General features: G+C 71.6%; 18 protein-coding genes. 7 read left to right on the top strand and 11 right to left on the bottom strand.

Annotated features, from left to right (window positions below):
* The first annotated feature begins 9 nt into the window (after positions 1-9).
* The 7 genes from tkt (at position 10) to AC3X7Z_RS17955 (ending at position 9,217) form a co-directional block, all read left to right on the top strand.
* Complete coding sequence (gene tkt / locus AC3X7Z_RS17985; RefSeq protein ID WP_489976861.1) at positions 10-2,124, top strand: transketolase; 2,115 nt, start codon at positions 10-12, stop codon at positions 2,122-2,124.
* Positions 2,125-2,159: 35 nt separating this feature from the next.
* Positions 2,160-3,275, top strand: a complete 1,116-nt coding sequence (tal, locus tag AC3X7Z_RS17980) for a transaldolase (RefSeq protein ID WP_186342591.1) — start codon at positions 2,160-2,162, stop codon at positions 3,273-3,275.
* Positions 3,272-4,960 carry a glucose-6-phosphate isomerase gene (pgi, locus tag AC3X7Z_RS17975; protein ID WP_489976786.1) on the top strand — a complete coding sequence of 563 codons (1,689 nt, stop codon included), beginning with the start codon at positions 3,272-3,274 and terminating at the stop codon, positions 4,958-4,960. The genes tal and pgi overlap by 4 nt, the downstream gene beginning before the upstream one ends.
* On the top strand, positions 4,957-6,480 hold the full coding sequence (gene zwf / locus AC3X7Z_RS17970; protein ID WP_186342593.1) for a glucose-6-phosphate dehydrogenase: 1,524 nt from the start codon (positions 4,957-4,959) through the stop codon (positions 6,478-6,480). The genes pgi and zwf overlap by 4 nt, the downstream gene beginning before the upstream one ends.
* Positions 6,481-6,535: 55 nt before the next feature.
* Complete coding sequence (locus AC3X7Z_RS17965; protein ID WP_489976785.1) at positions 6,536-7,447, top strand: glucose-6-phosphate dehydrogenase assembly protein OpcA; 912 nt, start codon at positions 6,536-6,538, stop codon at positions 7,445-7,447.
* Positions 7,444-8,169 (top strand): 6-phosphogluconolactonase, encoded by a 726-nt coding sequence (gene pgl / locus AC3X7Z_RS17960; RefSeq protein WP_489976784.1) that lies wholly within the window; start codon positions 7,444-7,446, stop codon positions 8,167-8,169. Before AC3X7Z_RS17965 ends, pgl begins: the two co-directional genes overlap by 4 nt.
* A 94-nt stretch (positions 8,170-8,263) precedes the next feature.
* Positions 8,264-9,217 (top strand): type IV toxin-antitoxin system AbiEi family antitoxin domain-containing protein, encoded by a 954-nt coding sequence (locus tag AC3X7Z_RS17955; RefSeq protein ID WP_186342596.1) that lies wholly within the window; start codon positions 8,264-8,266, stop codon positions 9,215-9,217.
* Between the two features lie 84 nt (positions 9,218-9,301).
* Here AC3X7Z_RS17955 and AC3X7Z_RS17950 read toward each other — a convergent pair whose 3' ends face one another.
* The 11 genes from AC3X7Z_RS17950 to uvrA all read right to left on the bottom strand — a co-directional run bounded on the left by AC3X7Z_RS17950 (position 9,302) and on the right by uvrA (position 21,705).
* Positions 9,302-9,661 carry an RNA polymerase-binding protein RbpA gene (locus AC3X7Z_RS17950; RefSeq protein ID WP_186342597.1) on the bottom strand — a complete coding sequence of 120 codons (360 nt, stop codon included), beginning with the start codon at positions 9,659-9,661 and terminating at the stop codon, positions 9,302-9,304.
* A 36-nt stretch (positions 9,662-9,697) separates the two neighbouring features.
* The gene (gene secG, locus AC3X7Z_RS17945; RefSeq protein ID WP_186342598.1) at positions 9,698-9,937 is read right to left on the bottom strand and encodes a preprotein translocase subunit SecG; all 240 of its coding nucleotides are present in this window, start codon (positions 9,935-9,937) and stop codon (positions 9,698-9,700) included.
* Between the two features lie 43 nt (positions 9,938-9,980).
* A complete protein-coding gene (tpiA, locus tag AC3X7Z_RS17940; protein ID WP_206054628.1) occupies positions 9,981-10,751 on the bottom strand; it encodes a triose-phosphate isomerase in 771 nt (256 codons plus the stop codon).
* A 35-nt stretch (positions 10,752-10,786) separates the two neighbouring features.
* Entirely contained in the window at positions 10,787-12,016 is a 1,230-nt protein-coding gene (locus AC3X7Z_RS17935; protein ID WP_489976783.1) for a phosphoglycerate kinase, read from the bottom strand.
* Between the two features lie 5 nt (positions 12,017-12,021).
* Positions 12,022-13,017 (bottom strand): type I glyceraldehyde-3-phosphate dehydrogenase, encoded by a 996-nt coding sequence (gene gap, locus AC3X7Z_RS17930; RefSeq protein ID WP_186342601.1) that lies wholly within the window; start codon positions 13,015-13,017, stop codon positions 12,022-12,024.
* A gap of 159 nt (positions 13,018-13,176) precedes the next feature.
* A complete protein-coding gene (gene whiA / locus AC3X7Z_RS17925) occupies positions 13,177-14,163 on the bottom strand; it encodes a DNA-binding protein WhiA (protein ID WP_186342602.1) in 987 nt (328 codons plus the stop codon).
* A 69-nt stretch (positions 14,164-14,232) separates the two neighbouring features.
* Positions 14,233-15,201 (bottom strand): gluconeogenesis factor YvcK family protein, encoded by a 969-nt coding sequence (locus tag AC3X7Z_RS17920; protein ID WP_206054369.1) that lies wholly within the window; start codon positions 15,199-15,201, stop codon positions 14,233-14,235.
* A 1-nt stretch (position 15,202) separates the two neighbouring features.
* A complete protein-coding gene (rapZ, locus tag AC3X7Z_RS17915; protein WP_186342623.1) occupies positions 15,203-16,072 on the bottom strand; it encodes an RNase adapter RapZ in 870 nt (289 codons plus the stop codon).
* Between the two features lie 14 nt (positions 16,073-16,086).
* Positions 16,087-18,114 (bottom strand): excinuclease ABC subunit UvrC, encoded by a 2,028-nt coding sequence (gene uvrC, locus AC3X7Z_RS17910; RefSeq protein WP_489976782.1) that lies wholly within the window; start codon positions 18,112-18,114, stop codon positions 16,087-16,089.
* Positions 18,115-18,169: 55 nt separating this feature from the next.
* Positions 18,170-18,643: a Rieske (2Fe-2S) protein gene (locus AC3X7Z_RS17905; RefSeq protein WP_186342604.1), complete on the bottom strand. Its 474-nt coding sequence runs from the start codon at positions 18,641-18,643 to the stop codon at positions 18,170-18,172.
* A 44-nt stretch (positions 18,644-18,687) separates the two neighbouring features.
* Entirely contained in the window at positions 18,688-21,705 is a 3,018-nt protein-coding gene (gene uvrA / locus AC3X7Z_RS17900) for an excinuclease ABC subunit UvrA (protein ID WP_489976781.1), read from the bottom strand.
* Positions 21,706-21,748: the final 43 nt, after the last annotated feature.

The following is a 21,748-nucleotide window of genomic DNA, read 5'->3' as shown; positions in this document are numbered from 1 at the left end:
AAGTCCGCCCTGCCCGCCACCCTCGAGTGGGACGACATCGACCGCCGCGCCGTCGACACGGCGCGGGTGCTGGCGATGGACGCGGTCCAGAAGGTCGGCAACGGCCACCCCGGCACGGCCATGAGCCTGGCCCCGGCCGCCTACCTGCTCTTCCAGAAGGTGATGCGGCACAACCCGGCCGACCCGAACTGGACCGGTCGGGACCGGTTCGTGCTGTCGTGCGGGCACAGCTCGATCACGCTCTACACCCAGCTGTTCCTCGGCGGGTGGGGCCTGGAGATCGAGGACCTGCGCACGCTGCGCACCTGGGGCAGCAAGACCCCCGGGCACCCCGAGTACGGCCACACCGCCGGCGTGGAGACGACCACCGGCCCGCTCGGCCAGGGCGTCGCCAACGCGGTCGGCATGGCCATGGCGGCCCGCCGCGAGCGGGGCCTGCTCGACCCCGACACCCCCGAGGCCGACTCCCCGTTCACCCACCACGTCTACGCGCTGTGCTCCGACGGCGACCTGCAGGAGGGCGTGAGCGCCGAGGCCTCCTCGATCGCCGGCACCCAGCAGCTCGGCAACCTCACGGTGATCTACGACGCCAACCGGATCTCGATCGAGGGAGACACCGACGTCGCGTTCACCGAGGACGTCGGCGCACGCTACGAGGCCTACGGCTGGCACGTGCAGCACGTCGACTGGACCAACGACGGCACGGACTACGTCGAGGACGTCCCCGAGCTCTACGCCGCGGTCCGCGCGGCCGACGCGGTCACCGACCGGCCCAGCCTCATCGTGCTGCGCACGCTCATCGCGTGGCCCGCCCCCCACGCACAGGGCACGGGCAAGTCCCACGGCTCCGCCCTCGGCGCGGAGGAGGTCGCGGCCACCAAGGAGGTCCTCGGCTTCGACCCCGACAAGCACTTCGAGGTGCCCACCGACGTGATCGAGCGCACGCGCTCGCTGGTGGCGCGCGGCAAGAAGCAGCAGGCCGCGTGGCAGGAGCGCTTCGACGCGTGGCGCTCCGCCGCGTCCGACGACGTCCTCCAGACGTTCGAGCGGATGCAGACCCGCGCGCTGCCCGCCGGGCTCGCCGACGTGCTGCCGAGCTTCGACGCCGACCCCAAGGGGGTGGCCACCCGCAAGGCCTCGGGCGCGGTCATCAACGCGGTCGCGGCCGTCATGCCGGAGCTGTGGGGCGGCTCGGCCGACCTCGCCGAGTCCAACAACACCACCATCGAGGACGCCCCGTCGTTCATCCCCGAGAGCCGGTCCACCGACCAGTGGACGGGCGACCCGCTCGCCGGCCGGGTGCTGCACTTCGGCATCCGCGAGCACGGCATGGGCGGCATCCTCAACGGCATCGCGCTGCACGGCGGCACCCGCGTCTTCGGGGGCACGTTCCTCACCTTCAGCGACTACATGCGCGGCTCGGTCCGTCTGGCGGCGCTGATGGGCCTGCCGGTCACCTACGTCTGGACCCACGACTCCATCGGCCTCGGCGAGGACGGCCCGACGCACCAGCCGATCGAGCACCTCGCCGCGTTGCGCGCGATCCCCGGCCTCGACGTCGTACGCCCTGCCGACGCCAACGAGACCGCCGCCGCGTGGCACGCCGTGCTCCAGCACACCGACCGGCCCGCCGGCATCGCGCTGACCCGCCAGAACGTACCCGTCTTCCCGCGAGGCGAGGACGGCTTCAGCGACACCTCCAACGTCCACCGCGGCGGCTACGTCCTGATCGACGCCCCCACCATCGACGACCGCGCCGGCGAGCCCGACGTGATCTTGATGGGCACCGGCTCCGAGGTGCAGGTGGCGGTCGCGGCCCGCGAGCTCCTCGCCGCGGACGGCATCCGCGCCCGGGTCGTCTCGCTTCCCTGCCTGGAGTGGTTCGAGGAGCAGGAGGAGGCCTACCGCGAGACCGTCCTGCCGCCCACCGTCAAGGCCCGCGTGTCGGTCGAGGCCGGCGTCAAGCAGGGCTGGCGCGACTATGTCGGCGACCACGGCCGCATCGTCTCCATCGACCACTACGGCGCCTCGGCCGACTACGCGCGGATCTACGAGGAGTTCGACATCACCGGCGAGGCCGTGGCCAACGCGGCCCGCGACAGCCTGCGCACCCTGACCGACTGACCGCGTCCCGCACGACGACCCACAGGAGGCACCACATGAACGACCGTCTCAAGGCCCTGGCTGACGCCGGGGTGTCCATCTGGCTCGACGACCTCTCGCGCGAGCGCCTGGAGACCGGCAACCTGGCCGACCTGGTGAAGAACAGCAACGTCGTCGGCGTGACGTCCAACCCCGCCATCTTCCAGACCGCGCTCGCCGACGGCGAGCGCTACGACGCCCAGGTCCGCGAGCTGGCCGCCGAGGGCGCCGACGTCGACCGCGCCACGCTCGTCATCACCACCGACGACGTGCGCGAGGCCTGCAAGGTGATGCGCCCCGTCTTCGACGCCACCGACGGCGTCGACGGCCGCGTCTCGATCGAGGTCTCCCCCGGGCTGGCGCACGCCACCGACGAGACGGTCGCGGAGGCGGCGACGCTCCACGAGACCGTCGGCGAGCCCAACGTGATGATCAAGATCCCCGGCACCAAGGAGGGCTGGCCGGCGATCACCCAGACCATCGCCGCCGGCATCTCGGTCAACGTGACGCTGATCTTCGGCCTCGAGCAGTACCGCAACGTGATGGAGGCCTACGTCACCGGGCTCGAGCAGGCCGCCGCCAACGGCCACGAGCTCGCCGACATCCACTCGGTCGCGTCCTTCTTCGTCTCGCGCGTCGACTCCGAGGTCGACAAGCGGCTCGAGGCGACGACCCAGGGGCCCGGCACCGACCCGGCCCTGCGCGGCAAGGCGGGAGTCGCCAACGCGCGGCTGGCGTTCCAGATGTACGAGGAGTTCTTCCGTGGCGAGCGCTGGGAGGCCCTCGAGGCCAAGGGCGCGCGCAGGCAGCGCCCGCTGTGGGCCTCGACCGGCGTGAAGAACCCCGACTACGACGACACGATGTACGTCGTCGACCTGGTCGTGGAGAACACCGTCAACACGATGCCGGAGAAGACCCTCGACGCCGTCGCCGACCACGGCGAGGTGCGCGGCGACCGGGTGCGACCGTTCTACGACGACGCGCACGCCCACATGCAGGCACTGGCCGAGGCCGGGATCGACTACGACGACGTGATCAAGGCCCTGATCAAGGAGGGCGTCGACAAGTTCGTCGTCGCCTGGGACGAGCTGCAGTCGACCCTCTCGAAGTCACTCGAGGCCGCTCGGGCATGAGCGGCGGCGCCGTCGACCCCACGACCACCGAGGCGTGGGCGCGGCTCGCAGCGCTCGCGGAGTCCTACGAGCCCGACCTGCGACGCGACCTGACGGCGGCGTGGGTCGAGCGGCAGACGCTCACTGCTGCCGACCTGCACGTCGACCTGTCGAAGAACCTCGTCGACGCCGACGTGGAGGCCGCGCTGCTGGCGCTGGCCGACCAGGTCGGGGTCGCCGCGCGACGCGACGCGATGTTCGCCGGCGAGCACATCAACGTCACCGAGGACCGCGCGGTCCTGCACACCGCGCTCCGGCTGCCGGCCGACGCGTCGCTGATCGTCGACGGCCAGGACGTCGTCGCCGAGGTCCACGAGGTGCTCGCCCGGGTCTACGACTTCGCCGAGCGCGTCCGGTCGGGCGCGTGGACCGGTGTGACCGGGCGGCGCATCGAGGCGGTCGTCAACATCGGCATCGGCGGCTCCGACCTGGGCCCGGTGATGGCCTACGAGGCGCTCGAGCCCTACCGCCAGGACGGGCTGTCCTGCCGCTTCATCAGCAACATCGACCCGACCGACGCCGGCCAGGCGCTGGCCGGGCTCGACCCCGAGACCACGCTCTTCATCGTCTCGAGCAAGACCTTCGGCACCCTCGAGACGCTCACCAACGCCCGGCTCTGCAAGGCGTGGCTGCTCGACCGGCTCCCCGACGGCAGCGACCCGCAGGACGCGGTCGCCCGGCACTTCGTGGCCGTCTCGACCGCCCTCGACAAGGTCGCCGACTTCGGCATCGACCCCGACAACGCGTTCGGCTTCTGGGACTGGGTCGGCGGGCGCTACTCGATGGACTCCGCCATCGGCCTCTCGCTGGTCGTGGCCATCGGTCCCGAGCACTTCGCCGAGATGCTGGCGGGCTTCCACGCGATGGACGAGCACTTCCGCGCCTCCCCGCCGGAGGACAACGTCCCGCTCCGGATGGGGCTGCTCAACGTCTGGTACGCCAACTTCCTCGGCGCCCACACCCACGCCGTGCTCCCCTACGCGCAGCTGCTGCACCGCTTTCCCGCCTACCTCCAGCAGCTCACGATGGAGTCCAACGGCAAGGGCGTGCGCTGGGACGGCTCGGCGGTCGACTACGAGACCGGCGAGGTGTTCTGGGGCGAGCCGGGCACCAACGGCCAGCACGCGTTCTACCAGCTCATCCACCAGGGCACCCGGCTCGTGCCGGCCGACTTCATCGCCTTCGCGCGGCCGGCGTACGACCTCGTCGACGAGGTCGACGGCGAGCGGGTGGACGTCCACGAGCTGCTGCTGGCCAACTTCCTGGCCCAGACCAGGGCCCTCGCCTTCGGCCGGACGGCCGACGAGGTACGCGCCGAGGGCGTCGCGGAGGAGCTGGTGGCGGCGCGGACGTTCCCCGGCAACCGGCCCACCACCTCGATCATGGCGCCGGCGCTGACCCCCTCCGTGCTCGGCCAGCTGGTCGCGCTCTACGAGCACATCACGTTCGTCCAGGGCGCGGTGTGGGGCATCGACAGCTTCGACCAGTGGGGCGTCGAGCTGGGCAAGCAGCTCGCCCAGGAGGTGCGCCCGGCGGTCGCCGGCGACGCGTCGGCCGCGGCCGGGCAGGACCCCTCCACCCAGGCGTTGATCCGCTTCTACCGGGAGCACCGCTCCTCCGAACCACGACTGGGGGACCCCGCATGACCTACGTCAACCCGCTGCGCGATCCGCAGGACCGACGGCTGCCGCGGATCGCGGGCCCGTGCGGCATGGTCCTGTTCGGCGTCACCGGCGACCTGTCGCGCAAGAAGATCATGCCGGCGATCTACGACCTCGCCAACCGCGGCCTGCTGCCGCCGGGGTTCAGCCTGGTGGGCTTCGCCCGGCGCGAGTGGGCCGACCAGGACTTCGCCCAGATCGTCCACGACGCGGTCAAGGAGAACGCGCGCACGCCGTTCCGCGAGGAGGTGTGGAACCAGCTGTCCGAGGGGTTCCGCTTCGTCCCCGGCGACTTCGACGACGACGACGCCTTCGACCACCTGCGCCGCACGGTGGAGGAGCTCGACCAGCTCCGCGGCACCGGCGGCAACATGGCGTTCTACCTCGCCATCCCGCCGGCGTTCTTCGGCAATGTGGTCGGCCAGCTCAAGGAGCACGGCCTCGCCGACCCCGCACCCGACCAGTGGCGCCGGGTCGTGGTGGAGAAGCCGTTCGGCCACGACCTCGAGTCGGCGCGCGAGCTCAACGCGATCCTCGACGGTGTCTTCCCGTCGGGATCGGTGTTCCGCATCGACCACTACCTCGGCAAGGAGACGGTCCAGAACATCCTGGCGATGCGCTTCGCCAACAACATGTTCGAGCCCATCTGGAACGCCAACTACGTCGACCACGTGCAGATCACGATGGCCGAGGACATCGGCATCGGCGGCCGGGCCGGCTACTACGACGGCATCGGCGCCGCACGCGACGTCATCCAGAACCACCTGCTCCAGCTGATGGCGCTCGTGGCGATGGAGGAGCCCATCGCGTTCGACGCGGAGAGCCTGCGCCTGGAGAAGCAGAAGGTGCTCGCGTCCGCGACCCTCCCTCCTCGCCTCGACACCACCACGGCCCGCGGCCAGTACACCGCCGGGTGGGCCGGGGGCGAGAAGGTCAAGGGCTTCCTCGACGAGGAGGGCATCCCGAAGACCTCCACCACCGAGACCTACGCGGCGATCACCGTCAACGTCGAGACCCGCCGCTGGGCCGGGGTGCCGTTCTACCTCCGCACCGGCAAGCGGCTCGGGCGGCGGGTGACGGAGGTCGCCATCGTCTTCAAGCGCGCCCCGCACCTGCCGTTCACCCAGACGGCGACCGAGGACCTCAGCCAGAACGCCCTCGTCATCCGCGTGCAGCCCGACGAGGGCATGACGATGCGCTTCGGGTCGAAGGTGCCGGGCACCGCCATGGAGATCCGCGACGTCAACATGGACTTCGCCTACGGCGGGTCCTTCACCGAGGCCAGCGCCGAGGCCTACGAGCGCCTCATCCTCGACGTGCTCCTCGGCGACCCGCCGCTGTTCCCCCGCCACGAGGAGGTCGAGCTGTCGTGGAAGATCCTCGACCCCGTCATCGCCGCGTGGGCCAGGAAGGGCACGCCGGAGCCCTACGACTCCGGCACCTGGGGTCCCGCGTCGGCCGACCAGATGCTCGCCCGCGACGGGCGCACCTGGCGGAGGCCGTGATGGCCCCGCGCCGCGACGCCGCACCTTCCGCTCACGCCTCCGACGGGACCCCGAGATGATCGAGCTCACCGACACCACCTCGGCGAAGATCGCGGCCGAGTTCGTCCGCTCGCGCACCCGCGCCGGCAGCCCCGCGATGGGGATGGTGATGACGCTCATCATCGTCGCGCCGGAGGAGGACGCAGGCGAGGCGATGGTCGCGGCCAAGCGCGCCTCCCGCGAGCACCCCTCCCGGGTGCTCGGGGTGATCCTGGGCGACGGGCGCGGCACCGGCCAGGTCGACGCACAGGTCGGCAGCGGTGACGGCTGGGGTGGCGAGATCGCCCTGATCCGGCTCAAGGGCGAGGTGGTCAAGCACGCCGACTCGGTCGTCCTGCCGCTGCTCCTGCCCGACTCCCCCGTCGCCATCTGGTGGCCGACCTCGGCGCCCGCCGACCCTGCCGCCGACCCGCTCGGCTCGCTGGCGCAACGCCGCATCACCGACTCCGCCGCGGTCCCGCGGGGCAAGGCGACCGCGATGCTGACCCAGTGCCAGACCTACGCCCCCGGCAACACCGACCTGAGCTGGACGCGGCTCACGCCGTGGCGCGCCCTGCTCGCCGCGGCGCTCGACCAGCACCCGCTCAAGGTGCGCAGCGCCAAGGTCACCGCCGAGCGGATCAGCCCGAGCGCCGACCTGCTGGTGGCCTGGCTCAGTGACCGCCTCAAGGTCGACGTCGCCCGGGGCACCTCCGACGGGCCCGGGATCACCGAGGTCAGCATGGACACCCGGGAGGGCCCGATCCGGATCTCGCGCGCCGACGGACGGCTGGCGACGTTCAGCTCGCCCAACCGCCCCGACCGGCCGATCGCGCTCAAGCGGCGCGAGGTGCCTGCGCTCCTCGCCGAGGAGCTGCGCCGCCTCGACGAGGACGACATCTACGCCGAGGTCGCCGCCCACCTGGTCACGCTGAGGAGCACGACGTGAACGATCCCGAGGTCCGCCGCCACGACGACGCCGACGCGCTGGTCGGCGACGTCGCGTCCGCGCTGCTCGACCGGCTCGAGGCGGCCCAGGCGCGCGGCGAGGTGCCGCAGGTCGGCCTCACCGGCGGCAGCATCGCCGAGCAGCTCCACCGCGAGCTCGCCCGCCGGTCCGTGGACTCCTCGCTCGACTGGTCCCGGGTGGTGATCTGGTGGGGTGACGAGCGGTTCGTCGCGTCCGACTCCCCCGACCGCAACGCCGTCCAGGCCCGCCAGTCGCTGCTCGACCACGTGCCGGTCGACCCGGCCAACGTCCACGAGGTGCCGGCGAGCGACCAGGTGCCGACCGCCGAGGACGCCGCCGCGGCCTACAGCGAGGCGATGCGCGAGCACGGCGCCGGGTTCTTCGAGGTGCTGATGCTCGGCATCGGCCCCGACGGGCACTGCGCGTCGCTCTTCCCCGGCCACCCGGCGCTCGGGGCGCGCGACGCGATCGCCGTCGCCGTCCACGACTCCCCCAAGCCGCCCCCCGACCGCGTCACCCTCACCTTCGAGGCGATGGAGCGGTGTCGCGCGGTCTGGTTCATCGCCAGCGGCGACGGCAAGGCCGACGCCGTCGCCCGGGCGCTCGCCCCCGACGGGTCCGTCGCCGAGACCCCCGCGCGGGGCGTACGCGGCGACGAGACCGTCTGGTGGCTCGACGAGGCCGCCGCCTCCGCCCTCTGACCCCGACCTCTCGTCGAGTGGGCGCGTCCTGACCGTTGTCCACAGCGCCGGGACTGCTGGGACTGACATCGGCCCCGGCGGGAATCGTTCCGGCATGCGCGCATCCCGGTGGTTCACCCAGACCTGTCTCGATCACAGCTTCCCGCTTCCCGTGGATGCGCCGTTCGCCACGCGCGACGCCCTGGCGGCCGGCGTGACGGCGCGCGAGCTGACCCTGCTGTGCCGCGAAGGGCTCCTGCGCACCCCGATCAAGGGTGTCTACGTCGCCGCCCAGGTGCGTGACGACACGGCCCACCGACTCGCCTGCCTGCGGCTGGTTACTCCCCCGGACGCCATCGTCGTGGACCGCCACGCGGGCTGGGCACAGGGCGCCGACATGCTCCTGCACCCCAACGAGCACCTCGATGCCATGCCGATCGCGATGTTCCTTCCCCACGGCCGCGGGCGGCTGCGCAACAAGCTCGCCGAGAGTGGTGAGCGCACCTTCGACGACCGCGATCTCATCGAGGCGGGCGGCGTGCGGATGACGACGCCGTTGCGCACGGCGCTCGACCTCGGGCGTCAGAGGTGGCCCGAGCCGGCTCTCACCGCGCTGGACGCACTCCACCGGCTCGGCGCGTTCGGCGTCGGAGAGCTGTTGTCGGAGGTCGGCCGCTTCAGCCGGATGCGCTGGGTGACGACGCTGCGGCTGGTCGCTCCGCACACCGACGGCCGGGCGCAGTCCGGCGGCGAGACGGTCGTCCGGTGGCGCTGGCTCCAGCTGCCGGTCCCGCCGCCCGAACCCCAGGTCGAGGTCCGCGTCAACGGCCGGGTCGCGTTCGTCGACGTCGGCAACGAGGCGCTGCGCTTCGGCGTCGAGTTCCAGGGGGTCGAGTGGCACACCGGCGCACACGCGGACGACGACGAGGTGCGGTTCGGGTGGCTGCGCCAGGATGCCGACTGGCTGGTCGAGCCGGCGTGGTCAGCCGATGTCTACGGCCCCGACCGGCGGATCGACGACATCATCCTGGACGGCGTACGTCGAGCGCGCAGGCGTCGCGCCGCCTGAACAGGACGCGCCGACTCGACGTGTCCCCGACGTCAGGACGCGCCGACTCGACGTGTCCCCGACGTCAGGACGCGCCCACTCGGCTCAGAAGATGATCTCGCCGGCCTTGCGGCGGCTGCGGAGGAGGGCGACCGCCTCGTCGAGGATGTCGGCCGCCTCGGTCTCGCTGCGACGCTCCTTCACGTAGGCCAGGTGCGTCTTGTAGGGCTCGATCTTGGGTGCCGGGGGCGGGTTGTCGGAGTCGAGGCTGGCCGGGAGGCCGCACTTGGGGCAGTCCCAGGAATCCGGGGCCGCGGCCTCGATCGCGAACGTCACCACCGAGCGGTGGTCGTGGCTGCAGAAGTAGGTGACCATCTGCCGCGGCGCGGCCTCGCCGCGCTCGGCCTCGCCCATCGGGCCGGCTCCGACTCGACTACCGCGAATCGCGTTACCAGCACCAGCCATGTCGACTCCTTCTCACAAACGCTCAGAGGGGGGTATTCAGTTGCCCTGGTAGGCCATGAGCAGGCCCAGGGCAACCACGCACGCAAACCAGATGACGCCGACCCCGATGGTGAACCGGTCGAGGTTGCGCTCAGCCACCGACGATCCCCCCAGGCTGCTGGACACGCCGCCGCCGAACATGTCGGAGAGGCCGCCTCCGCGTCCCTTGTGGAGGAGCACCAGCAGAATCATGATCGCGCTCGTGATGACGAGCAGGATGGTGAAGAGCAGAATCACGTGGCGCAGCCTACGTCACGCAGCTCGAGGACCGGAGGCCGCCTCACAGCACCGGCATGTCGTAGAACCGGCAGATGCCGCCGAACTCGTCGACCTGCAGGCTGGCGCCACCGACCAGGCAGCCGTCGACGTCGGCCTTGTCCATGATCCCGCCGACGTTGGCCGCCTTCACCGACCCGCCGTAGAGGATCCGGAGGCCGTCGGCGGCACCGTCGCCGTGCACGTGCCGGACGCGCTCGCGGATCGCCGCGCAGACCTCCTGGGCGTCGTCCGGGGTCGCCACCTCGCCGGTGCCGATGGCCCAGACGGGCTCGTAGGCGACCACGAGGTCGGCGACCTGCTCGGCGGTGAAACCGTCGAGCGAGCCGTCGAGCTGCGTGAGGGTGAACGGCACGTGCTCGCCCGCCTGGCGCACGTCGAGGCCCTCCCCGACGCACACGATCGGGGTCATCCCCGCGTGCAGCGCCTTGTGCGCCTTGGCGTTGACCAGCTCGTCTGACTCGTTGTGGTAGATGCGGCGCTCGCTGTGGCCGACCACGATGTAGGAGCAGCCCAGCTTGGCCAGCATCGTCGCGGAGATCTCGCCGGTGTAGGCGCCGTTGTCGTGGACGGAGACGTCCTGGGCCCCGTAGCGGATCGAGAGGCGGTCACCGTCGACCAGCGTCTGCACCGAGCGCAGGTCGGTGAACGGCGGCACCACGACGACCTCGACCTTGCCGAAGTCGTGACGCTTGTCCGCCAGCGTCCAGGCGAGCTTCTGGACCAGCACCACCGCCTCCTGGTGGTTGAGGTTCATCTTCCAGTTGCCCGCCATCAACGGCGTGCGGCTCTTGTTGGTCCCGGCCACGGTCAGCCCCTCTCGAGTACGGCGATGCCCGGGAGCTCCTTGCCCTCCAGGAACTCCAGCGACGCGCCACCGCCGGTGGAGATGTGGCCGAACGCGGCCTCGTCGAAGCCGAGCTTGCGCACGGCCGCGGCGGAGTCACCACCGCCGACGACGGACAGCCCGTCGACCTTCGTCAGCGCCTCGGCGACGGCACGGGTGCCGCCGGCGAACGCGTCGGTCTCGAACACGCCCATCGGGCCGTTCCAGAAGACCGTGCGCGCGTCGGCCAGGGCCGCCGCGAACGCCGCCGCCGACTCGGGCCCGATGTCGAGCCCGATGGCGTCGGCCGGGATCTCCGAGGCGGGTACGACGCTGGGCTGCGGCTCGCGGTCGCCCGACGGGAACGCCGTGTCGACCACGACGTCGGTCGGCAGCAGGATCTCCACACCGCGCTCGGCCGCCTCGGTGAGGTAGCGGGCGCAGGTGTCGACCTGGTCGGCCTCGAGCAGGCTCTTGCCCACCTCGTGGCCCTGGGCCTTGAGGAAGGTGAAGACCATCCCGCCGCCGATGAGCAGCTTGTCGGCCTTGTCGATGAGGTTGTCGATGACGCCGAGCTTGTCGGAGACCTTCGACCCGCCGAGCACGACGACGTAGGGGCGCTGGGGGTCCTCGGTGAGCCGTCGCAGCACGTCGACCTCCTTGGCGACCAGGCCGCCCATGGCGGACGGCAGCCGCAGCGCGACGTCGTAGACGCTGGCCTGCTTGCGGTGCACGACGCCGAAGCCGTCGGAGACGAACGCGTCGGCCAGCTGGGCGAGCTGGTCGGCGAACGCGGCGCGGACCTCGTCGTCCTTGCTGGTCTCGCCGTCGTTGAACCGAACGTTCTCCAGCAGGGCGACGTCGCCGTCCTGCAGGCCCGCCACCGTCTCCGTGGCGCTCGTGCCGACCGTGTCGGTCGCGAACGCCACCGGGCGGCCGAGCAGCTCGGAGAGCCGCTCGGCCACGGGCCGGAGCGAGTACTTCGGGTCGGGCGCGCCCTTCGGCCGGCCCAGGTGGGCGGTGACGACCACCCGGGCGCCGGCGTCGGAGAGCTGCTTGATCGTCGGCACGCTCGCGCGGATCCGGCCGTCGTCGGCCACCTTCATGTCCCCCGACGTGCTGCCGTCGAGCGGGACGTTGAGGTCGGACCGGACCAGGACGCGCTTGCCCTTCAGGTCACCGAGCGAGTCGATGCCGGGAGTGGTGGCGGGCATCGGCGTCAGAGCGAGGAGCCGACGTAGGTGATCAGGTCGGCGAGCCGGTTGGAGTAGCCCCACTCGTTGTCGTACCAGCCGAGCACCTTGACCTGGTTGCCGTTGACCTTGGTGAGCGGGGCGTCGAAGATGCAGGACGCCGGGTCGGTGACGATGTCGGTGGAGACGAGCGGGTCGGTGGAGTACTTCAGGTAGCGACCGTCGGCCGCGGCCTTCACGATCTCGTTGACCTCGTCGACGGAGGTCTCGCGGGACGCCTCGAAGGTCAGGTCGGTGGCGGAGCCGGTCGGGACCGGGACGCGCATCGCGTAGCCGTCGAGCTTGCCCTTGAGCTCGGGCAGGACCAGGCCGATCGCCTTGGCGGCACCGGTGGAGGTGGGCACCATGTTGAGCGCGGCCGCGCGGGCACGACGCGGGTCCTTGTGGATGTTGTCCTGGAGGTTCTGGTCGGCGGTGTAGGCGTGGATGGTCGTCATCAGGCCCTTGTTGATGCCGAGGCCCTCGTGGAGCGCCTTGGCCATCGGCGCGAGGCAGTTGGTGGTGCACGACGCGTTGGAGATGACCGTGTGGGAGGCCGGGTCGTAGAGCTCGTGGTTGACGCCCATCACGACGGTGATGTCCTCGTTCTTGGCGGGCGCCGAGATGATGACCTTCTTGGCGCCGGCGTCGAGGTGGGCGCGCGCCTTGGTGGCGTCGGTGAAGAATCCGGTGGACTCGACGATCACGTCGGCACCGATGTCACCCCACTTGAGGGCGGCCGGGTCGCGCTCGGCGAACGCCGCGATGGTCTGGTCGCCGACGCGGATCGACGTGTCGTCGCTGGTGACGTCGGCGTCGAGGCGACCCAGGATGGAGTCGAACTTGAGCAGGTTGGCGAGCGAGGCGTTGTCGGTGAGGTCGTTGACGCCCACGATCTCGATGTCGGCGCCCGAGGCGCGCACCGCGCGGAAGAAGTTGCGACCGATGCGGCCGAAGCCGTTGATGCCTACGCGGACAGTCATGATCCGTGCCTCCTTGGTGGGGCCTTCGGTGACCCCGTCGACAGTTGGCCTTTGGTGACCAGTTACGACCCTACTGGGTGCCCGAGACCCGTCGACCCCGGGTCTCCCGCGGTACGGACCGGTAACTTGGAACGATCCAATTGGCCCGGAACGGCCCGTTCAGGCGTCCTCGGCCAGCATCTCCGGCGTCAGCGACGACTCGGTGTCGGGGATGCCGAGGTCCTCGGCGCGCTTGTCGGCCATGGCCAGCAACCGGCGGATGCGGCCGGCGATGGCGTCCTTGGTCAGGACCGGCTCGTGGAGCTGCCCGAGCTCCTCCAGCGACGCCTGCTTGTGCTCGAGGCGCAGGTGTCCGGCCTGGCGCAGGTGGTCGGGGATCTCCTCGCCGAGGATCTCCAGGGCCCGCTCCACGCGGGCACCGGCGGCGACGGCGGCACGGGCCGAGCGGCGCAGGTTGGCGTCGTCGAAGTTGGCGAGCCGGTTGGCGGTGGCCCGCACCTCGCGCCGCATCCGGCGCTCCTCCCACGCCATCAGCGACTCGTGAGCGCCGAGCCGGGTGAGGAGCGCGCCGATCGCGTCGCCGTCGCGGATCACGACCCGGTCGACGCCGCGGACCTCGCGTGCCTTGGCGGAGATGCCGAGCCGGCGGGCGACGCCGACGATGGCCAGTGCGGCCTCGGGGCCGGGGCAGGTGATCTCGAGCGAGGACGAGCGTCCGGGCTCGGTGAGCGAGCCGTGCGCGAGGAACGCGCCGCGCCACGCTGCGACCGCGTCGCACCCGCCGCCGCTGACCACGGCCGGCGGCAGCCCGCGTACGGGCCGACCGCGCTGGTCGAGCAGCCCGGTCTGGCGCGCCAGCGCCTCGCCGTCCTTGGTCACCCGCACGAGGTAGCGGCTGCCCTTGCGGATGCCGTTGCCCTGCACCATGACCACGTCGGAGGGGTGCCCGTAGACCTCGGCGATGTCGGTGCGGAGCCGCCGCGCGGCGGCGCCGGTGTCGAGCTCGGCCTCCACGACGATGCGCCCGCTCACGATGTGCAGGCCCCCGGCGAAGCGCAGCATCGAGGCCACTTCGGCCTTGCGGCAGCAGGTCTTGGTGATCTGGGTGGAGGCGAGCTCTGCCTTCACCTGCGCCGTCATAGCCATGAGGCGAATCCTGCCACGCGGGTCAACGACCCCCGGCGGGAACGGCGGCAACCGCCCTCCCGGCGTGACTCATGCCTCCTCCACGATCCGCCGGAACGCCGCGGCCAGGCTCTCCGGGTCGTGGCGCGGCTCCCCCGGCACGGCGATGTCGGCGACGACGAGCCGGGCGCCCCGCTCGGCGACGTCCTTCGCGAGCCGTTCGTGGTCGTCGGCGAGCGCCGAGGAGTCGACCAGCACCGCGTGGACCGTGAGGTCGGGGGCGTGCTCGAACAGCACGGCCAGGTGGTCGGCGGGACCGAAGCCGGTGGTCTCCCCCGGCTGGGCCTCGAGGTTGAGCACGACGACGAGCCGCGCGGCGGTCTCGGCGAGCGCCCGGCGCAGCCCGGGGACCATCAGGTGCGGGATCACCGAGCTGAACCACGAGCCCGGACCCAGCACCACCCACTCCGCGGCGAGGATCGCGTCGACCGCCTCGGCGCACGCCTGCGGGTCCTCCGGCACCAGGGCGACCGACTCGATGCGTCCCGCGGTCGTGGCGACCTCGACCTGCCCGCGTACGACGGTGACCGCGTCGGGATGCGCGGCCTCGGCGCCGCGCACCCGAGCGGTGATGTCCATCGGCGTGGTCGCCATCGGCAGGACGCGGCCGTGGGCCCCGAGCAGCCGCCCGACCCAGTCGAGCGCCCGCACCGGGTCGCCCATCAGCTCCCAGAGGCCGACGATGAGCAGGTTGCCCACCACGTGGCCGTTCATCTGGCCCTGTCCCGCGAAGCGGTGCTGCAGGACCTCGGCCCAGGTGCGGCCCCACTCGTCGTCGCCGCACAGAGCCGCGAGCGCCATCCGCAGGTCGCCCGGCGGCAGCACGCCGAACTCGCCGCGCAGCCGTCCGGACGAGCCGCCGTTGTCGGCGACGGTCACGACCGCCGTGAGGTCGTCGATGGTGAGGTCGTCGTGCAGGCGGCGCAGCGCCGACAGGGTCGCGTAGAGGCCGTGGCCGCCGCCGAGCGCCACCGCGGCCTGGGCGGTGTCGCGGGCCACGTCACTCCCTGCCGAGGTCGCGGTGGGAGGTGCGCACGTCGTAGCCGGACTCGCGCAGCAGCGCGCCGATGGCCTCGCTCATCGCGACACTGCGGTGCTTGCCGCCGGTGCACCCGACCGCCACGCGCATGAACCGCTTGCCCTCGGTGAGGTAGCCCTCGGCCACCGTCTCGAGCACCGGGAGGTACTGCTCGAGGAACCGCCCGGCACCGGGCTGCGAGAGCACGTAGGCCGACACGTCGGGGTCGCGGCCGTCCTGGGGACGCAGATCGGGGATCCAGTGGGGGTTGGGCAGGAAGCGCATGTCGGCGACCCAGTCGGCGTCGACCGGGATGCCGTACTTGAAGCCGAAGCTGATCACGGTGACCTTGAGCCGCGTCGACGCGGCCGTGCCGAAGAGCTCGGCGATGCGGTCCTTGAGCTGGTGGACGTTGAAGTTGGAGGTGTCGAGGAGGACGTCGGCGTCGCCTCGGAGGTCGGCCAGCGCGGTCCGCTCGCGGTGCAGGCCGTGCAGCAGCCGTCCGCCACCCTGCAGCGGGTGGGGCCGGCGCGCCGCCTCCTGGCGCCGAACCAGCACCTCGTCGGTGGCCTCGAGGAACAGCAGGGTGGTGGGCCGCCCGGTCACCTGCTGGTGGCGGTTGGCCTGGAGGGAGTCGAAGAACGAGCCGGAGCGCACGTCGACCACCACGGCGATCGGCTGGTGGACGCCGCGACTGTCGTCGACGAGCCGCACCACGTCGCGCACCAGGGTGGGCGGGAGGTTGTCGACGACGAAGTAGCCGAGGTCCTCCAGCTCCTTGGCGGCGGTGCTGCGGCCTGCACCGGTCATGCCGGTGACGATCACCAGCTCGCCGGGGGCGGTCTCGTTCATCGCGGGCATGCCTCTCAGTCCTCCAGGATCTCGCCGGTGGCGGTGTTGACGGCCGGCTCGCGGGGAGCAGTCTTGCGCGTCGCGTCGGCCTGCGCGACCGCGTCCTTGATCGCCGTCGCCGTGCGCGGCCCGATGCCGGGCACGAGCGCGATCTGGTCGATGTCGGCCTCGCGCAGCTTCTTGAGCGAGCCGAAGTGCTTGAGCAGGGTCTTGCGCCGCACCTCGCCCAGGCCGGGGACGTCGTCGAGGGCGCTCTCCACCATCGACTTGGACCGCCGGCCGCGGTGGTGGGTGATCGCGAAGCGGTGCGCCTCGTCGCGGATCCGCTGGAGCAGGTAGAGGCCCTCGCTGGTGCGCGCCATGATCACCGGGTCCTCCTCCCCCGGCAGCCACACCTCCTCGAGGCGCTTGGCGAGCCCGCAGACGGGGATGTCGTCGATGCCGAGCTCGGCGAGCGCCTGCTGGGCCGCCGCCACCTGGGGCGGGCCACCGTCGACGACCACCAGCGAGGGCGCGTAGGCGAACTTGCGGGGACGCCCGGTCTCCGGGTCGACGAGGAGGGGCGCCTGCGGCTCGTCCTGCTGAGCCGGCGAAGCAGCCGAGCCCGCTGGCGCCGCCCGAGGAGCGTCTTGGAGCTCACTGCGGGCCTGCTCGTCGAGCAGCCGGCGGAACCGACGGGTGATCACCTCGTGCATCGAGGCGACGTCGTTCTGCCCGTCGACGCCGCGGATGACGAAGCGGCGGTATTCGGACTTGCGGGCCAGACCGTCCTCGAAGACCACCATCGAGGCGACGACCTCGGTGCCCTGGAGGTTGGACACGTCGTAGCACTCGATGCGCAACGGCACCTCGTCGAGGCCCAGCGACCTCTGGATCTCCTCGAGGGCGCGGTTGCGGGTGGTGAGGTCGCTGGCGCGCTTGGTCTTGTGGAGGGCGAGCGCCTGGGCGGCGTTGTTGGCGACCGTCTGCTGGAGGTCGCGCTTGTCGCCGCGCTGCGGGACCCGGATGACGACCCTGCTCCCCCGCCGCTCGCTGAGTAACTGCTCGAGCACGTCGCTGTCGGGCGGCAGGGCCGGCACCAGCACCTCGCGCGGGATGGAGTCGTCCTCGCCGCCGTAGAGCTGGAGGAGGAAGTCCTGGACCAGCTCGGGCGTGCCGCCCTCGTCGGTGCGGTCGGCGACCCACCCACGCTGGCCGCGGATGCGGCCGCCGCGGACGTAGAAGATCTGGACCGCCACCTCGAGGGGGTCCTCCGCGAGCGCGATCACGTCGGCGTCGGTGCCGTCACGCAGCACCACCGCCTGCTTCTCCAGCGCCTTGGTGAGCGCCCCGAGGTCGTCGCGCAGCCGGGCGGCCTTCTCGAAGTCGAGCGCCTCGGAGGCGGCGTACATCTCGCGCTCGATGCGCCGGGTGAACGCCGCGGTGTTGCCGGCCATGAAGTCGCAGAAGTCGTCGACGATCTCGCGGTGCTGCTCGGCGGTGACGTTGCCCACGCAGGGAGCCGCGCACTTGTCGATGTAGCCCAGCAGGCAGGGACGGCCGATCTGGGCGGAGCGCTTGAAGACGCCGTTGCTGCACGACCGCATCGGGAAGACGCGCAGGAGCAGGTCGACGGTCTCGCGGATCGCCCACGCGTGGCTGTAGGGGCCGAAGTAGCGGGTGCCCTTGCGCTTGGCGCCGCGGCCCACCATGACCCGGGGGAACTCCTCGCCGACGGTCACCGCCAGCCAGGGGTAGGACTTGTCGTCGCGGTACTTGACGTTGAAGCGGGGGTCGAACTCCTTGATCCAGCTGTACTCCAGCTGGAGCGCCTCGACCTCGGTGTCGACGACCGTCCACTCGACGCTGGCACCGGTGGTGACCATGCTCGCCGTGCGCGGGTGGAGGTTGCCGATGTCCTGGAAGTAGGACGAGAGGCGGGGCCGCAGGCTCTTGGCCTTGCCGACGTAGATGACGCGGCCCTTGGCGTCGCGGAAGCGGTAGACCCCCGGCTTCGTCGGGATCGATCCAGGTGCGGGTCGATAGGAGCTCGGACTGGCCACGGGTCAACCCTACGGGCGCCCCCCGACAGCCCGGAGGGCCCCGCTGCGCTGCCGATCAGGCCTCGGTGATCGAGTCCCCGTCGACGGTGATCTGCACCGCGGCGAGCGGCGCGGTGGCGGGTCCGGACAGCGGCGAGCCGTCGTCCAGCGAGAACCGGCTCATGTGGCACGGGCAGGGGATGTCGCCCTCGCTGCTGGACTGGACGAGGCAGCCCTGGTGGGTGCACACGGCCGAGAACGCCTTGAAGTCGCCCTCGGTCGGCTGGGTCACCACGACCTTCGCGTCCGTGTTGACCACGCACCCGCCGACGGGCACGTCCGAGGCGCTCGCCAGCGCCGCGCCGCCGCTCGGCGTCTGGGTGCCGTCGGTGCTCGGCGCCGAGCTCGTGTCGCTCGGCGAGGGCGTTGCCGAGTCGGCGGGGTCGGTGGCCGTCGAGTCGCCGTCGGAGCCGCAGGCGGCGAGGACGGGGACACCGACGGCGATCGCCGCCGATCCGGTGAGGGCGCGACGTCTGTTGAGGGCGGTCATGCCGCGACCCTAGCCAGCGGACCTGTGAGAAACCTGATGGTCGGTCAGGACTTCTTCGTCGTCTTCCTGGCCGCGGTCTTCTTGGCAGGGGCCTTCTTCGCCGCCGTCTTCTTCGCGGTGGCCTTCGTCGCGGTGCGCGTCGCCGGCCCCGACTTCGCGGCCACGGCCGGCTGCCGGCGCGGTGCCCCCGGCTGCTGGGCGCCGCGACCCTCCAGGGTCGGCGCGAGGAAGTGACCGGTGTGGCTCTCCGGGACCGCCGCGACCTGCTCGGGCGTCCCCTCGGCGACGACCATGCCGCCCCGCGAGCCGCCCTCGGGACCCATGTCGATGATCCAGTCGGCGGTCTTGATGACGTCGAGGTTGTGCTCGATCACCAGGACGGTGTTGCCCTTGTCGACCAGGCTCGACAGCACGCCGAGCAGCTTGCGGATGTCCTCGAAGTGGAGGCCGGTCGTGGGCTCGTCGAGGACGTAGACCGTGCGGCCGGTGGACCGCTTCTGCAGCTCGCTGGCGAGCTTGACGCGCTGCGCCTCGCCGCCGGACAGCGTGGTCGCGGGCTGCCCGAGACGGACGTAGCCGAGCCCGACCTCCTCCAGGGTCTTCATGTGGCGCGCGATCGCGGGCACCGCGGCGAAGAACTCGGCGGCCTCCTCGATCGGCATGTCGAGGACCTCGGCGATGGTCTTGCCCTTGTAGTGCACCTCGAGCGTCTCGCGGTTGTAGCGGGCGCCGTGGCACACCTCGCACGGGACGTAGACGTCGGGGAGGAAGTTCATCTCGATCTTGATCGTGCCGTCGCCGGAGCACGCCTCGCAGCGCCCGCCCTTGACGTTGAACGAGAACCGGCCCTGGAGGTAGCCGCGCATCTTGGCCTCGGGGGTGGAGGCGAAGAGCCGGCGCACGTGGTCGAAGACGCCGGTGTAGGTGGCCGGGTTGGAGCGCGGGGTGCGGCCGATCGGCGACTGGTCGACGTGGATCACCTTGTCGACGTGCTCGAGGCCGGTGATCTTGGTGTGGCGGCCGGGAACGGTGCGGGCGTTGTAGATCTGCTTGGCCAGCGACGTGTAGAGGATGTCGTTGACCAGCGTCGACTTGCCCGAGCCCGAGACGCCGGTGACGGCGGTGAAGACCCCGAGCGGGAAGGCGACGTCGACGTCGCGGAGGTTGTGCTCGCGCGCACCGTGGACGACGAGCTCGCGGCCCTTGGTGCGCGGGCGGCGCACGGCCGGCACCGGGATCTCGCGGCGGCCGCTGAGGTATTGCCCGGTCATCGAGTCGGGGTGGGCGAGCAGACCCTCGACGGTGCCGGAGTGGACGACCTGGCCGCCGTGCTCACCGGCGCCGGGGCCGATGTCGACGACCCAGTCGGCCACCCGGACGGTCTCCTCGTCGTGCTCGACGACGATCAGCGTGTTGCCGAGCTCCTTGAGCCGCACGAGGGTCTCGATCAGGCGCTGGTTGTCGCGCTGGTGGAGGCCGATGGAGGGCTCGTCGAGCACGTAGAGGACGCCGACGAGGCCGGCGCCGATCTGCGTGGCGAGCCGGATCCGCTGGGCCTCGCCACCCGACAGCGACCCGCTGGGCCGGTCGAGGGAGAGGTAGTCGAGGCCGACGTCGAGCAGGAACCGCAGGCGCTCCTGGATCTCCTTGAGCACCTGCTCGCCGATCTGGCGCTCGCGCGCGGAGAGCTCCACGGTGCGGAGGTAGTGGGCGGCCTCGTCGATCGGGAGGGCGCACACCTCGGCGATGTTCTTGCCGCCCTGGTCGCGGGCACCGAGGGTGACCGACACCGAGACCGGCTTGAGGCGGGTGCCCCGGCAGGCCGGGCACGGCACCTCGCGCATGAAGCCCTCGAACCGCTCGCGGCTCGTGTCGGACTCGGCCTCGCGGTGGCGGCGCTCGACGTAGGGGCGCACGCCCTCGAACGCGGCGTAGTAGGCCCGCTGGCGGCCGTAGCGGTTGCGGGTGACGACGTGGACCTTGGTCTTGTGACCCTCCAGCAGGGAGGTGCGCACCTTGGCCGGCAGGTCCTCCCAGGGCGTGTTGAGGTCGAAGCCGAGCTCCTCGCCCAGCGCGTTGACCAGGCGCAGGAAGTAGTCGGCGACGTGCGCGCCGCTCCACGGGGCGATCGCGCCCTCGCCGAGCGTGGCGCGGGGGTCGGGGACGACGAGGTCGGGGTCGACCTCCATCCGGGTGCCGAGGCCGGAGCAGACCGGGCACGCTCCGAACGGCGAGTTGAACGAGAACGAGCGCGGCTCGAGGTCGTCGGTGTCGATGGGGTGGTCGTTGGGGCAGGCCATCTTCTCGGAGAACTTCATCTCCCGGCCCGGGTCCTTGGCGTCGAGGTCGACGAAGTCGAAGACGACGAGCCCGCCGGCGAGGCCGAGGGCGGTCTCCACCGAGTCGGTGAGGCGGCGCTTGGACGACTCCTTGACCGCGAGCCGGTCGACCACGACCTCGATCGTGTGCTTGAGCTTCTTGTCGAGGGTCGGCGGGTCGTCGAGGGAGTGGGTCTGGCCGTCGACGCGCGCCCGGCTGAAGCCCTGCTGCTGCAGCTGGCGGAACAGCTCGACGTACTCCCCCTTGCGGCCGCGGATCACCGGCGCCAGCACTTGGAACCGGCGGCCCTCCTCCAGCGCGAGGATGCGGTCGACGATCTGCTGCGGCGTCTGCCGCTCGATCGGGGCACCGCAGGTGGGGCAGTGGGCGCGGCCCGCGCGGGCGTAGAGCAGGCGGAGGTAGTCGTAGACCTCGGTGATCGTGCCCACCGTCGAGCGGGGGTTCTTCGAGGTGGACTTCTGGTCGATGCTGACGGCCGGGCTCAGGCCCTCGATGAAGTCGACGTCGGGCTTGTCCATCTGGCCGAGGAACTGGCGGGCGTAGGCCGACAGCGACTCGACGTAGCGGCGCTGGCCCTCGGCGAAGATGGTGTCGAAGGCGAGGCTCGACTTGCCCGAGCCGGACAGGCCCGTGAAGACGATGAGCGAGTCGCGCGGCAGGTCGAGCGAGACGTCCTTCAGGTTGTGCTCGCGGGCGCCCCTGATGATGAGCTGGTCGGCCACAGTGGTCCTCGTTCTGGCTTTTGACGGAGTCGAACGCATGTTC

The organism is Nocardioides sp. Z24_21, from assembly GCF_058134345.1.
This window is presented reverse-complemented; position numbering and strand designations above follow the sequence as displayed.

Coding starts and splice junctions, on each gene's coding strand:
- tal (WP_186342591.1), top strand. CDS start 2,160: ATGAACGACCGTCTCAAGGCCCTGGCTGACGCCGGGGTGTCCATCTGG.
- pgi (WP_489976786.1), top strand. CDS start 3,272: ATGAGCGGCGGCGCCGTCGACCCCACGACCACCGAGGCGTGGGCGCGG.
- zwf (WP_186342593.1), top strand. CDS start 4,957: ATGACCTACGTCAACCCGCTGCGCGATCCGCAGGACCGACGGCTGCCG.
- AC3X7Z_RS17965 (WP_489976785.1), top strand. CDS start 6,536: ATGATCGAGCTCACCGACACCACCTCGGCGAAGATCGCGGCCGAGTTC.
- AC3X7Z_RS17955 (WP_186342596.1), top strand. CDS start 8,264: ATGCGCGCATCCCGGTGGTTCACCCAGACCTGTCTCGATCACAGCTTC.
- AC3X7Z_RS17950 (WP_186342597.1), bottom strand. CDS start 9,661: ATGGCTGGTGCTGGTAACGCGATTCGCGGTAGTCGAGTCGGAGCCGGC.
- tpiA (WP_206054628.1), bottom strand. CDS start 10,751: ATGGCGGGCAACTGGAAGATGAACCTCAACCACCAGGAGGCGGTGGTG.
- AC3X7Z_RS17935 (WP_489976783.1), bottom strand. CDS start 12,016: ATGCCCGCCACCACTCCCGGCATCGACTCGCTCGGTGACCTGAAGGGC.
- gap (WP_186342601.1), bottom strand. CDS start 13,017: ATGACTGTCCGCGTAGGCATCAACGGCTTCGGCCGCATCGGTCGCAAC.
- whiA (WP_186342602.1), bottom strand. CDS start 14,163: ATGGCTATGACGGCGCAGGTGAAGGCAGAGCTCGCCTCCACCCAGATC.
- rapZ (WP_186342623.1), bottom strand. CDS start 16,072: ATGAACGAGACCGCCCCCGGCGAGCTGGTGATCGTCACCGGCATGACC.
- AC3X7Z_RS17905 (WP_186342604.1), bottom strand. CDS start 18,643: ATGACCGCCCTCAACAGACGTCGCGCCCTCACCGGATCGGCGGCGATC.